The sequence below is a fragment of the Polaribacter sp. Hel1_33_96 genome, from assembly GCF_002846595.1.
In the GTDB taxonomy this organism is placed as follows: domain Bacteria; phylum Bacteroidota; class Bacteroidia; order Flavobacteriales; family Flavobacteriaceae; genus Polaribacter.
On record NZ_PJMV01000001.1, the window covers coordinates 2886843 to 2899674 of the forward strand.

Below are 12832 nucleotides of genomic sequence, written 5' to 3' on the forward strand. Positions count from 1 at the left end.
AAGTTTATCAAAAGGATTAGAATACTTCTCTAATGGGCCTAAGTGATAAAAAAAATATTTTATTTTTTTTCACTAAATTAGCAATAATTAATCAATTAAATTTTTTGGGGAAATGGGAATCGTATATACAATAATTATTGGTGCTATTTGTGGATATATCGCTGATGCTCTTATGAAAAACAATGGCTATGGTTTAGTCATAAATATTATCATAGGTATTGCTGGTAGTTATATTGGAGGTTGGGCTTTTGCTCAATTAGGATTGACCATTAATGTTGGCCATACTATTCTAAATCAGATTATTATTGGTGCTGTTGGCGCTATTATTATTTTATTTATTCTTGGGGTTATTAGGGGAGGAAGAAAAAGAGGAAGAAGAAATCGTTAATTTAAGCGAACTAAAAAAATTAAAAGATGCTGAAGGGCATCTTATTTTTTGATGGTAAATTTCATGAAATAATATAAAGTGCATATTACAGACTCTTAACAATTAATCAATGTACATTTGCATTTCTATACAGAACAGAAAGAATTTCTTAAATATTATAAATGTCATTTAAAGACCTAGGTTTATCGGATGCTTTAGTGAAAGCAGTTCACGAAAAAGGATACACAGTTCCTTCTCCAATTCAACAAAAAGCAATTCCTCATATTTTAGAAGGAAAAGATATATTAGCTTCTGCACAAACAGGAACAGGAAAAACTGCAGGTTTTACTTTACCTGTTTTGCAGCATTTAGTAGCAACAAAGCACTCAAAATATAGACCTTTACGTGCACTCGTTTTAACCCCAACAAGAGAATTGGCCGCACAAGTACATGATAATATTAGAGAATACAGTAAATATGTAGACATAAGATCTGCTGTTGTTTTTGGTGGTGTAAAAGCAAAACCTCAAATTGCAACCTTAAGAAGTGGTGTAGATATCTTGGTAGCAACTCCGGGTAGGTTATTGGACTTACACGATCAAAAAGCAGTTTCATTTAAGCGTGTTGAGGTTTTAATTCTCGACGAGGCAGATAGAATGTTAGATATGGGTTTTGTTAGAGATATTAACAAAATCATTAGCTTTATGCCTACAAAGCGCCAGAACTTACTATTCTCTGCCACTTTTTCTAATGATATCAAAAAGTTAGCTTCAGGAATTTTAAGAAATCCTGTTTCTGTAGAAACGGCTCCACAAAATTCAACAGCAAAAAAAGTAACACACAAGGTTTATAAGGTTGATAAAAGCAAAAAAACAGCGTTTACTATTAAGTTAATAAAAGACGGAAATTGGAACCAAGTTTTAATCTTTACAAGAACAAAACATGGTGCTAATAAATTAACTGAAAAACTAGTAAAAGCTGGAATTTCTGCTGCCGCAATTCACGGGAATAAAAGTCAAGGTGCTAGAACAAAAGCCTTAAAGAATTTTAAGGATAATACTATTAAAATTTTAGTTGCCACAGATATTGCAGCACGTGGTTTAGATATTCCTTTATTACCTCACGTTATTAATTTTGAGCTACCAAATGTACCAGAAGATTACGTTCATAGAATTGGTAGAACAGGAAGAGCAGGAGCGGCAGGAGAAGCAATTTCTTTGGTGTGTAGTGAAGAAAGTGAATACCAAAGTGAAATAGAAAAATTACTAAAAGAGAAATTAAAATCTACGATTGTAGAAGGTTTTGAACCAACAGATACAGCTCCTCCTAAAAGAGCAGCTTCACAGAGCAAAGGTTCTTTTGGAAAGAAAAATAAATCAAGAAATTCAAATTCACCGAAAGCAAATAAAACAAAAAGTAAAGCACATTTTAGAGAGAACAAATCGGCTGATACTACTACGGGAAGAGGAAGAACTGGAGCGCCTAAAAAGAAACGTTACTAAAAAAATACTGCAAGGTTAAAAAACAGTTTAGGCCAGCGTAATTTCAAAGTTAATAGCAATAGAAATATTACTACCTTTGTATTTCAACATAAATACAGCTGTATGAAATACGATAAAATTAACTCACAATTATTTATAAAAAATCGCAAAAACTTTGCTTCAGCAATGAAGCCAAATAGTTTAGCGGTTTTTAATTCTAATGATATTTATCCAATAAGTGCAGATAGTACTATTCCTTTTGAACAGCATACAGATATCTTATATTTAAGTGGCGTAAATCAAGAGGAAAGTGTTCTGGTATTGTTTCCTGATTGTCCTAATGAAAACCTGCGAGAAATTTTATTTGTAAGAGAAACCAATGATCATATTGCTGTTTGGGAGGGTGAAAAATTAACAAAAGAAGCGGCTTTTGAAACATCCGGTATTAAAACAGTTTACTGGTTGCAAGATTTAGAGAAAGTGTTTTTCGAAATGTCTTGTTACTGTGATACTTTTTACATCAATACCAATGAACACTATAGAGCCAATGTAGAAACAGAAACGCGTGAAGATCGTTTTACAAAATGGTTGCTAGCAAAATATCCTGCACATTCTGTAGCAAAAAGTAATCCTATTTTGCAACGTCTGCGCGCTGTAAAAGATCCAATTGAATTAGACTTAATGCAACAGGCTTGTAATATAACAGAGAAAGGGTTTCGTAGAATTTTAAAATTTATAAAACCTGCTGTTTGGGAATATGAAATTGAAGCAGAATTATTGCATGAATTTGTAAGAAACCGTTCAAAAGGATTTGCTTACACGCCAATTATTGCTTCAGGGAATAACGCAAATGTATTACACTATATAGAAAATAATCAGCAATGTAAGGCTGATGATTTAATCTTATTGGATGTTGCCGCAGAATATGCGACTTACAAAAGTGATTTAACGAGAACAGTGCCTGTTTCTGGTAAATTTTCTGACAGACAAAAAGCAGTTTACAATGCTGTAAATCACGTAAAAAAAGAAGCTACAAAAATGCTGCTTCCAGGAACTTTATGGAAAGAATATCATGTAGAAGTTGGCAAAATAATGACCTCAGAATTACTTAAATTAGGTTTATTAGACAAAGCTGATGTTCAAAATGAAGATAAAGATTGGCCTGCTTATAAAAAATATTTCATGCACGGAACTTCCCACCACATTGGTTTAGACACCCATGATTATGGCTTATTACACGAACCAATGCAAGCAAATAATGTGTTTACTGTAGAGCCTGGAATTTATATACCTAAAGAAGGTTTTGGAATTCGTTTAGAAGATGATGTTGTAATTCAAGAAAAAGGGGAACCTTTTAATTTAATGGGTAATATTCCTATTGAAGCAGCTGAAATTGAAGACATTATGCAAGGTTAAACTTGAAATATACATACTTAAAAAACGAGTTATACAACTCGTTTTTTTTATGCTAACGAATTTATAAAACCAATCGTTTTGGTATTAAAAGTTTCTGGTTGCTCTACGTTTACAACATGACCACAATTATCAATTACAAAAAGGGATGAGGTAACATGTTTAGAAACAATATTTTTTATTGAGGGTAAAAACAAGTGATCCTCTGCCCCCATAACATATAATGTGGGAATCTTAATATCTTTTGTTCTAAAAAATCGCAGCAACGGATTAATTTCTGAAGTCAATTTAAACCATCGTAAAAATTCTTTTTGATATAATTTCTTCGCTTCATTTACAAACAATAATCTCGACTTTTTATGATTTCTCTTAGGCATAATAATAAATGCAAAGAGTTTATATAAAAGCATATAAGGAACCACCGATTTAAAAATATTACCCACTTTCATTAAAACTTGAGAGCGAAAATTCATCTTTATAATGGCACCACCCATAATCATACTTTGCACCAAATCAGGTCTTTTCTCAGCTAAATTCCGAATCAAAATTGTGCCCAAAGAGATTCCAATAAAATGAGATTTTTCTATTTTAATATGGTCAATAACCTCAACAATATCTGAAGTAATAGAATCAAAGGTATACTTTGTTTTAAAGGTATCTTTTAGCTTTGGCTTGCTATTTCCGTGACCTCGTAAATCTAAGATTAAAACATTAAAATGTTTTTTAAAATCGCGCACCTGTTTGTACCAAATAGAACTACTGCCTCCTGCTCCGTGAACAAAAGTTACCCACTTTGTGGATGTTTTATGAGAATAAGAATAGTAATTTAACAAGTGCCTTTTGTCTAATTTTGTAATTAATCTTTACAAAAATAAGGCTTTTAATTTTATAAAGACTTAAACACCAATTTGAAGGTTAATTAATTTAAAATAAGAAACCTATTCTCCTTTTTTTCAATTTTTCGTAAATTACCTACAGAATAAAATCTAATTCTGAAAAAAGTAAAAAAATGAAATTTAATTACGAAAAAGAACTTGAAAAATTACACATAGAACTAGTACACATGCAAGAATGGGTAAAAAAAGAAGGTTTAAAAGTGGTTGTTATTTTCGAAGGTAGGGATGCTTCTGGAAAAGGTGGCACAATTAAACGTTTTACAGAGCCTTTAAACCCTAGAATCTGTAAAGTGGTTGCTTTGGGCGTGCCTACAGAGAGAGAGAAAACACAATGGTATTTTCAAAGGTATGTGCAATATTTACCAGCTGCTGGGGAAATTGCACTTTTTGATAGAAGTTGGTACAATAGAGCAGGTGTAGAAAAAGTAATGGGGTTTTGTACAAATGATGAATATGATGAGTTTTTACGTTCTTGTCCCGAATTTGAACGCATGTTAGTTAGGTCTGGAATAATCGTTTTAAAATACTGGTTTTCGGTGAGTGATGAAGAACAAGAAAGACGTTTTAAAAATCGAATTTCTAATCCTTTAAAACGCTGGAAATTTAGTCCTATGGATTTAGAATCGCGCGCTAGATGGTTAGAATATTCTAAAGCTAAAGATCAAATGTTTGCACATACAGATACGAAACAAGTTCCTTGGTTTGTGGTAAATTCTGATAATAAAAAGAAAGCAAGATTAAACTGTATTAGTCATGTTTTAAGCAAAATTCCGTATAAAAAATTAGATGTAAAACCTATAGAACTTCCTCCTTTGCCAGATGATGGTAAAGGTTATGTAAGGCCTCCAATGGATTATCAAACTTTTGTACCAGAGAAGTTTTAAAAAATAAAAAGACCATCCGAAATGTTTGTCTTGTTTATTTTAACTCTAGTTTGATAGCTTTTTTTTTGCTGTTTTATTTTTTATAAACTCAAATTTAGGTAGGTTTAAGCAGCAATAAACTGAAAGTAGAGTTTTATGAGCAATAAAAAAAGTTACTTTTTCTGTATCAAATTCAACCCAGCAAAAACCAGAAAAGCAGGAATTACCCAACCCAAACTAAATTCAGCTAAGGGAATTATACTTTTAATTCCTGTTAAGTTTTCTCTGGGTATGATGAATCCTAAAAAATCTGTAATACTAAAGATAAAGGTTACCAAAACCACCCCTCTAAAAACGAGTTTTGTACCGTATTTGTTTGGGACAATATTTAGTAAAATCAACACAATTGTAATTGGATATAAAAACATTAATGCGGGTACGGCTAATGTGATGATAAAATCTACTTGATAACTACCTACAATAATTCCGATTACAGAAGCAATTGCAGCTGTAGCAATGTAGGCTGTTTTAGAACCTTTAAAAATTCCTTTAATATAATCTGCTGTTCCTGTTACAATACCAACTGCAGTTGTAAAACATGCTAAAGCTACAGAAATACTTAAAAAAGCGGCTCCAAAATTACCCAACGTTTTTGTACCTAATCCTGATAAAACTTCAATTCTTGTGGCGTTTTCTGCAAATGTTGCACTGAATAAAGATCCGCTTAAAATTAAACCTCCATAGACTAAAAACAAACCTGTTCCCGCAATGAATCCTGCTTTCGTTATCAGCTCTTTTTTTGCTTCAAAAGAAGTATGTCCTCTTAAGTTTAAAGAGATTATAATTACTGCACCAACAACGACACCTCCAATGGCATCAAAAGTTTGATAACCTTCTAAAATTCCGTCTACAAAAGGGGTTGTAAATGTTGATGGATTTACGATTCCTGAAGAAGTGAAAATGGCAATTACAATAATTACCAATAGAATTAAAACAATAATTGGGGTTAAAAACTTACCAATTAAACTGATGATTTTAGAACGATTTACCGCAAAAATAAAGACCAATAAAAAGTAAATACTACTTGTTAGCAAAGAGCTTGTTCCAAAAAAAGGATGAATTGCCATCTCATGTGTTACAGAAGCTGTTCTTGGTGAAGGAATTGCAATTGCAATTGTATAAATGAGTAAACAATAAACAGTGCTAAAAAACGGAGAAACTTTCTTCCCGAAGTCGTATAAAGTCCCTTGTAATTTTGCGTGTGCAAAAATTGCCAAAATAGGAATTGTTACGGCGGTTAGTACAAAACCAATAACAACAATCCACCAATCTAAGCCCGATTTTACGCCTAAAGTTGGCGGTAAAATTAAATTTCCTGCGCCAAAAAAGAGCGAAAATAATGCAAAACCTGCAATCCAAATTTCTTTTTTCTTATTCAAAATTATTTAACTTTTTTAAGATTTAAGTCATGAAAATCGAAACTAAAATCTGTTATTGGTGCAATGTATTTCATTTTTGCACTCGTTGTATTTCCTTTTTCATCAAAAGAAAATTGTACAAATACATCTGCATCATAGCTTCTATTCTTCCATTTAGCAACAAAGGTTGTTTGATTGTAGGGCAATAATTCACCAACTAAGTTCAAAGAACGTTCACATTTTATACTATACTTTTTTCCATCATTAGAAATTATAACATTTCCAAACCAATCATCTTTATAAGTACCTACAATTTGGGATGCTTTTGGTAAATTTTTATTTGTTTTAGCAATTGCTGATTTCGTAAAAACTGCTGCTTTTATGCTATCATTATACTTTAAATAATTGGTGTTTTTAGTTCCATAGTTGTTTAACCAATTTCTATCTTCATAGCCTAAATACGTGTCTTTTATCGTATTTGTAATCGTATTAAAAGCGCTTCCATTCATTTGATTGGTTAATACCACAATTGCTAAACCTAAATCAGGAATCATAGTAAACTGAGTTACAGTGCCCAAAAGCCCTCCTGTATGATAAACTTGCTTGTATCCTCCTTTTACATCCGTTAAAAACCAACCTAAACCATACCCTCTAAAATTAGCACTATAACTGTCGTTTTTTCTAACTTTTAAAGGAGTCTGTAATTGCCATAATTCATGAAATTGTTTCGCGCTCAATAATCGTTTTCCATCTTTGGTAACGGCACCATTCATTAAAAAATTTGCCCAGGTAAGCATGTCATGTACATTACTCATAATACCTCCAGCAGGATTTGCAATTGCACTCCAATCATGCGGAATTTGAATTACTTTTCCTTCTGCTCTTGTGTGTCCGTCAATAATATTTGTTCTATCTGTAACTCTATTATAAGATGCCTTACTATGCTTCATTCCAACAGGGTTCATTATTTTAGTTTCAATAAATTCTTCCCAAGAAAGACCACTTACCCGTTTTAAAACTTCCCCTGCAATAATAAACATATTGTTATTATACGTAAACTCACTTCTAAATGAACTCACAGGTTTTAAATATTTTACATTCTTAATAACATCTTTAGATGTAAAATCATTTCCTTCAGGAAAAAACATCAAATCTCCTGCTCCTAAGCTCATTCCGCTTCTATGCGTTACCAAATCTCTCACAGTAAATTGCTCGGTTACCCAAGCATCATACAACTGAAATTCCGGAATGTGTTTTCTTACTTTATCATCCCAATTTAGCTTTCCTGCATCAACCAGCATCGCCAAAGCAAAACAGGTAAACCCTTTGCTGTTAGAAGCAACACCAACTAAAGTGTTTTCGTTCATCTCTTTTTTGTTGGTTAAAGAACGAACGCCATGACCTTTTGCGTAAACAATTTTCCCGTCTTTTATAATTCCGACAGAAATTCCAGGAACGTCAAAAGTTTGTAAGGTCTCTTTTACCAAATTATCAAGATTTTCAGAATCAATTTGTGCATTTATAGATAAGGAAACTATAAGTAAGACAAGAAGTGATACTTTTTTGAAAAGCATAAGACTGGTTGTATTGAATTCGCCTCAAATATAGTAAATAGTTTATCATGTTTTAAGTTTCTAAAAACGAATCAAATAGTATCTTTGTTTCTATGGTTTTAGCTTATAAAAATGTAGATATTTATTATACAGATCAAGGAAAAGGTACCGCTATAATTTTGATTCATGGGTTTTTAGAGAATGCTAGCATGTGGAATGATATTGCTCCAGAACTTAGCAAAAGAAACAGAGTAATTACAGTTGATTTATTGGGTCATGGAAATTCTGATTGTTTAGGGTATGTGCATTCTATGGAATTGTTTGCAGAAACCATCAAAGCAGTAATAAAACATTTAAAAATTAGAAAGTATATTTTGGTTGGCCATTCTTTAGGTGGCTATATTTCTTTAGCGCTCGCTAAAACAAACCCTTTGCAAATAAAAGGGCTATGTTTGGTAAATTCGACTTCTAATGAAGACCCTGAAGAACGAAAAAAACTAAGAACTAGAGCTAATAAAATGGCAAAAAATAATTTTGAAAGCATGGTAAAAATGTCAATTTCAAATTTATTTCATATCAAAAACTTGTTAAAATTTAAAGACGAAATTGAAGCCGTAAAAAAGGAAGCTTTAAAAACTTCTATTCAAGGTTATATTGCTGCCAATGAAGGGATGAAAAATAGGGAAAACACCAATCATATTTTATTAGAAAGCAATTTTAAAAAGTTACTAATTATTGGTGAGAAAGATCCTGTTTTAGACTATCAAACATCGCTAGAAGAAGCTAAAAAAACGAATTCTAATTTTGTGGTTTATCCTGATGGACATATGAGTCATATTGAGAATACATTAGAATTGATTGCAACCTTAAAAAAATTTATAAAAAGTTGCTAAATATTTAATATTTTTAAAGCTCAAATCATTTTATTCCATGACAAAAAAAATGCTTTGCACATTCCTGTTCTGTGCCTGCTTCCTTGTGAACACTATTTCCGCTCAAACATCCATCAAAAAAGAGAATGATGCCTGGGTTTTATTGGTGGATGAAAATCCTTTTGAAGTGAAAGGAGTTACTTTTGGCTATGAAAATGATGTAGCAAATTATGACAAACATTTTAAAGATTTAAATTTTTTAGGAGTCAATACCATTAGAACTTGGGGTTCCGGAAAAAACACCAAAAAGTTATTAGATGCTGCTCATAAACACCAAATAAAAGTTATGTTAGGTATTTGGATGCGCCATGGAAGACCCGGTATGGAAGCAGATGATTCTTTTGATTATTTAGAGAATGAAAAAGGAAAAAAAGAGCTTTATGACGAGGCCATTAAAGTTGTTGAAACGTATAAAAACCATCCTGCAATTTTAACTTGGGGAGTAGGAAATGAGGTCTACTTAAACATGGCTACTGACCCTGAAAAAAAAGTGTATTCTAAACTATTAGAAACCATTTGTAAAAAGATAAAAGAACTTGATAAAAACCACCTTATTACCTCAGTAGAAGCCTGGACCTTTGGATTAGATTGGTGGCAAAAATATGTGCCTTCAATTGACATTTATGGGTTGAATAGTTATGGCGCTGGAGCTGGTTTTCTAACTTCAGAACTCGAAAAAAGAAAGATTGATAAACCTTATATAATTACTGAGTTTGGAGTTACGGGTGAATGGGACATTAAACAAGAAAAAAACGGCGTTAAAAAAGAACCTTCTGATGCACAAAAATATGATGCTATTGCAAAGGGATATGTTAATTGGATTCAAAGTAAACCTAATTGCTTAGGAGTGTATGTATTTAGTTTTGCTGACGGAAAAGATTTTATTGCTCCTTGGTTATTTACACATTACCAAGGTAATTATCGTCCACAATATTGGGCAATTAGAGAAGCATTTACCGAAAAAAAGCCGATAAATAATGTTCCTGAAATTCAAGAATTTACGTTGCCCGAAGGCTCTTTTAAAAGTGAAACTTGGGTACCTGTTTCTTTAAAAGTTTCTGACATTGAAAATGAAGCTTTACGTTTTAGTTTCTTTTACAATCAAAGAACAGGAAGCCGCAAGCGCAGAGATCAATTGAACAAACTCAATTTTAGAGGAAATTATACCAATGGCTTTCAGCTTAAATTACCAAAAGAGCATGGCGGTATTAAAGTATATGTAACCGTAAAAGACACCCATAACAATATGGGCATTGCATCCACTTCGATTCTCATTGAAGACGAAATCGCTAAACATAAAAAATTCTTGGTAGCCAAAGCAACGTTGCCTTTTTATGTCTATAAAGATGGGGAGAAAAACCCTTTTAGTCCAACTGCTTATATGGGGAATTACAAAGATATTGAGGTAGATTTACAGCACACAGAAGGGGTGCATTCTGGAAAAGCATCCTTAAGAATTCGGTATAAAGAAGTATATAATTGGTATGGTTTAGGTTTTGTAGATCCGCCAAATAATTGGGGAGATAAGTTGGGTGGCTTCGATATTTCTGGAGCTACAACATTTAGTTTTTGGGCAAAAGCAAGTAAAAAAAAGGTGAAAGTTACCATTGGTTTTGGATTAATTGGCAAAGACAAACCTTTTCCTGATTCTTCAAAAAAAGCCATTGAAATTAAACTTTCTACCAAATGGAAAAAGTATACGATTAAAACCGAAAAATTAGATCTTTCTTACATTAGATCTGGACTGGTACTCTTTTCTTCTGCGAATGGCACCGCACAAGATATTTTCTTAGATGATGTGGTTTTTGAGTAAATAAATACCCCATCAAAAAATAATGCGTGCTTAACTTTTTAACAAACAATCAACTACCTTAACGGTTTGATATAAAATATTCTATATAATTATTTTACCACACGTTTAAAAAAATAGCTTCAAATTGAAAAAAGAATACCTCTTTAAATCTGAAAGACTCGGATTTCGGAATTGGAATGAAAAGGACCTCACTGAATTTACGGAAATTAATGCTGATATGGCGGTGATGGAACATTTCCCAAAATCGCTAACGCATAAAGAAACATCAGAATACATTGTAAGACTGCAAAACCATTATCAAGAAAATGGATATACCTACTTTGCAACTGAAATTTTAAAAACAGGAGAGTTCATCGGATTTATTGGTTTAGCATACCAAGAATATAAAACTGATTTTACACCTGCAACTGATATTGGATGGCGATTGAAAAAAAATAGTTGGGGAAATGGATATGCAACCGAAGGTGCAAAAAAATGTCTTGAATTTGCGTTCAGTTCACTACATTTAGATAGAATAATTTCAGTTTGTACGCAACAAAACAGCAAATCAGAAAGCGTTATGAAAAAAATAGGGATGCAAAAAGTTGGTGAGTTTAATCATCCAAAATTAAAAAAATATCCAAAACACCAAAAATGTATTTGCTACGAAATCAATAGAAATGTATGGCAAAACCTTACGTAAAAAACGTTCAATTAGTTTTGATATAAAATATTAAACGCTCATGTATCATTGTTTGGGCTTCATTACTTCGATCGAAAATCAAATTAACGCTTCTATAAATTGAGTAACAGTCGGTTGTATCATTGCTAAGAGAAACGACTTGGTAATCTGTTTTTTTTTAGTTTTACTTCATGAAATTACTTTGATCATACTTCCCTCTGAATGCCCCAGTATTTTGGTCATTCAGAAACTATCATAACAATAATTAACGAACCTAATGCTAGACAAGCTCACCGAAATATCCAAAAAAAAACCTACTCTTTCTTTAAGCCATTCCAACCTTGCGCCTTTAATTCAATTTCTTGACCAGCTCTTGTAATTAAGTTTAAACCCTGATTTTCAGCAGTAACATGCCCTATAATAGAAAAGTTAGGGTTCCCTTTTATATTGTCAAAATCAGCAATTTGCACGGTAAATAGCAATTCATAATCTTCACCACCGCTTAAAGCAACCATCGTAGAATCTAATTCAAATTCTTCACAGGTAGAAATTACTTGCGGGTCTAAAGGCAATTTATCTTCGTAGATTTTACAGCCTACTTTACTTTGTGTACAAATATGAAAAAGTTCTGAAGACAGTCCGTCAGAAATATCAATCATAGAAGTAGGTTTTATATCCAATTCTTTTAAAAAACCCGCAACATCATTTCGTGCTTCAGGTTTTAATTGACGTTCAATTAAATAGGTATAATTATCTAAATCTGGCTGATTGTTCGGGTCTACTTTAAAAACTTGCTTCTCTCTTTCTAAAACTTGTAGCCCTAAATAAGCGGCACCTAAATCACCAGTAACCACAATTAGATCGGTTTCTTTTGCGGTGTTTCTATACACAACATCTTCTTTGTTTGCTTTACCAATGGCAGTCACAGAAATTAAAATTCCTTTGGTTGATGATGTTGTATCTCCGCCAACTAAATCTACTTTATACGTTTCGCAAGCCAACTGAATTCCTGCATACAACTCTTCAATTGCTTCTAAAGGAAATCGATTAGAAACAGCAATAGATACTGTTATTTGCTCTGCAACTCCGTTCATTGCATACACATCAGATAAATTTACCATTACCGCTTTGTAACCTAAATGTTTTAATGGCATATAACTTAAATCGAAATGCACACCTTCTATCAACAAATCTGTGGTAACTAAAGTTTGTTTTTCTGATGCCTCTAAAACAGCTGCGTCATCGCCAACCGCTTTTATCGTTGATGAATTTTCAACCTTAAAATATTTTGTAATATGATTAATTAAACCAAACTCACCAAGTTCAGCTAACGATGTTTTTTGTGTGTTTTTGTCTTCTAACATGCCGCAAAGATAACTAGATTCTAAAAGAATTTTTAAATACTTTAAGACTCTTATTAAATAAATTTAAACAA

Annotated in this window: 11 protein-coding genes; 7 read left to right on the forward strand and 4 right to left on the reverse strand. The window is 32.3% G+C overall.

What is annotated here, in order from left to right:
* Positions 1-112: 112 nt before the first annotated feature.
* The 3 genes from ATE90_RS12425 (at position 113) to ATE90_RS12435 (ending at position 3264) form a co-directional block, all read left to right on the forward strand.
* A complete protein-coding gene (locus ATE90_RS12425) occupies positions 113-388 on the forward strand; it encodes a GlsB/YeaQ/YmgE family stress response membrane protein (RefSeq protein ID WP_101451465.1) in 276 nt (91 codons plus the stop codon).
* Between the two features lie 161 nt (positions 389-549).
* Positions 550-1869 carry a DEAD/DEAH box helicase gene (locus ATE90_RS12430; protein ID WP_036784435.1) on the forward strand — a complete coding sequence of 440 codons (1320 nt, stop codon included), beginning with the start codon at positions 550-552 and terminating at the stop codon, positions 1867-1869.
* A 102-nt stretch (positions 1870-1971) separates the two neighbouring features.
* Positions 1972-3264, forward strand: a complete 1293-nt coding sequence (locus tag ATE90_RS12435) for an aminopeptidase P family protein (protein WP_036784437.1) — start codon at positions 1972-1974, stop codon at positions 3262-3264.
* 47 nt (positions 3265-3311) lie between these two features.
* On the opposite strand, the gene ATE90_RS12440 is transcribed toward ATE90_RS12435, so the two are convergent.
* On the reverse strand, positions 3312-4094 hold the full coding sequence (locus tag ATE90_RS12440; RefSeq protein ID WP_036784439.1) for an alpha/beta fold hydrolase: 783 nt from the start codon (positions 4092-4094) through the stop codon (positions 3312-3314).
* A gap of 176 nt (positions 4095-4270) precedes the next feature.
* Here ATE90_RS12440 and ppk2 point away from each other — a divergent pair, with 176 nt between their 5' ends.
* Entirely contained in the window at positions 4271-5041 is a 771-nt protein-coding gene (gene ppk2, locus ATE90_RS12445; RefSeq protein WP_036784442.1) for a polyphosphate kinase 2, read from the forward strand.
* 152 nt (positions 5042-5193) lie between these two features.
* Here the strand turns inward: ppk2 and brnQ are convergent, their stop codons facing one another.
* Entirely contained in the window at positions 5194-6459 is a 1266-nt protein-coding gene (brnQ, locus tag ATE90_RS12450) for a branched-chain amino acid transport system II carrier protein (protein ID WP_036784444.1), read from the reverse strand.
* 2 nt (positions 6460-6461) lie between these two features.
* The gene (locus ATE90_RS12455; RefSeq protein ID WP_036784447.1) at positions 6462-8012 is read right to left on the reverse strand and encodes a serine hydrolase; all 1551 of its coding nucleotides are present in this window, start codon (positions 8010-8012) and stop codon (positions 6462-6464) included.
* Between the two features lie 92 nt (positions 8013-8104).
* Here ATE90_RS12455 and ATE90_RS12460 point away from each other — a divergent pair, with 92 nt between their 5' ends.
* The 3 genes from ATE90_RS12460 (at position 8105) to ATE90_RS12470 (ending at position 11418) form a co-directional block, all read left to right on the forward strand.
* Complete coding sequence (locus tag ATE90_RS12460) at positions 8105-8884, forward strand: alpha/beta fold hydrolase (RefSeq protein ID WP_101451466.1); 780 nt, start codon at positions 8105-8107, stop codon at positions 8882-8884.
* A gap of 85 nt (positions 8885-8969) precedes the next feature.
* Entirely contained in the window at positions 8970-10736 is a 1767-nt protein-coding gene (locus tag ATE90_RS12465; protein ID WP_235317695.1) for a glycoside hydrolase family 2 TIM barrel-domain containing protein, read from the forward strand.
* A gap of 124 nt (positions 10737-10860) precedes the next feature.
* The gene (locus ATE90_RS12470; protein WP_036784450.1) at positions 10861-11418 is read left to right on the forward strand and encodes a GNAT family N-acetyltransferase; all 558 of its coding nucleotides are present in this window, start codon (positions 10861-10863) and stop codon (positions 11416-11418) included.
* Between the two features lie 293 nt (positions 11419-11711).
* On the opposite strand, the gene thiL is transcribed toward ATE90_RS12470, so the two are convergent.
* A complete protein-coding gene (gene thiL / locus ATE90_RS12475) occupies positions 11712-12761 on the reverse strand; it encodes a thiamine-phosphate kinase (RefSeq protein WP_036784453.1) in 1050 nt (349 codons plus the stop codon).
* Between the last annotated feature and the right edge of the window lie 71 nt (positions 12762-12832).